The following is a 903-nucleotide window of genomic DNA, read 5'->3' on the forward strand; positions in this document are numbered from 1 at the left end:
CACCGGCGGTCGTCTACACCTACATGCCGGGTCGCGGGAAAGTCTGGGCGGAAAGGTTGCTTGGCGACTTCACCGGCATCGTCCAATGCGACGGCTATGGTGCCTATAAGCATATCGAAGCGCCGGACCGTAAAGGCGGCTCGGGAACGCTCGCCTTCTGCTGGGCGCACGTTAGGCGTGGCTTCTTCGACGATGCCAAGGGCGGCAACGCCCCCGTCGCCGATGAGGCGCTGTGGCGGATCGCCAGCCTCTACAAGATCGAGGCGCGTATCCGAGGTTCCAGCCCCGAACACAGGTTGGCGATCCGCCAGGTTGAATCCGCTTCGATTATCGCGGACATGCGCCCCTGGCTCGAGGAGATGCTGCCCAAGTTGCCCCGAGGATCCAACACGGCCGAGGCCATCGGCTACACCCTCAACCACTGGAAAGGCCTCGTCCGCTTCCTTGAGGATGGGCGGATCGAGCTGGACAACAACACCGTCGAGCGATCAATCAGGCCGCTTACCCTCCAGCGTAAAAATGCCCTGTTCACAGGTCATGACCTTGGGGCTGAAAACTGGGCGACCTTCGCCAGCCTCATCGAAACCTGTAAGCTAGACGGCATCAACCCCCAGGCTTATCTCACCGATGTCCTCGCCCGCATCATCCTGCGCGGCGATGCAGATCCGATCGATGATCTGCTCCCCTACAACTGGGTAGATAGTCGCGCCGCCGCCAGCGCCATTATCGATCAGGCCGCCTGAATGCCCCCAGTGGGGGTGTTTTAGCGCTTACCGCTTACTGTTTGGCACGGACGAACTAACTCGAATCCGCGGGTGCCGGTGTATACACGCGAGCGCGCGCCTCATCGTAAGCGGGGCGCTGACCCCACCTTGCGCTGATCGCTGACAGCATCGACTTTGC

General features: G+C 61.6%; 1 protein-coding gene. It reads left to right on the forward strand.

The genetic code is table 11. The features are described 5' to 3' along the window. Positions 1-743: IS66 family transposase (gene tnpC, locus AX735_RS22680; protein ID WP_156447588.1), on the forward strand; the 743-nt coding region annotated here is incomplete at its 5' end. Positions 744-903: the final 160 nt, after the last annotated feature.

It is taken from the genome of Blastomonas sp. CCH1-A6, from assembly GCF_001556365.1.
Lineage (GTDB): Bacteria > Pseudomonadota > Alphaproteobacteria > Sphingomonadales > Sphingomonadaceae > Blastomonas > Blastomonas ursincola.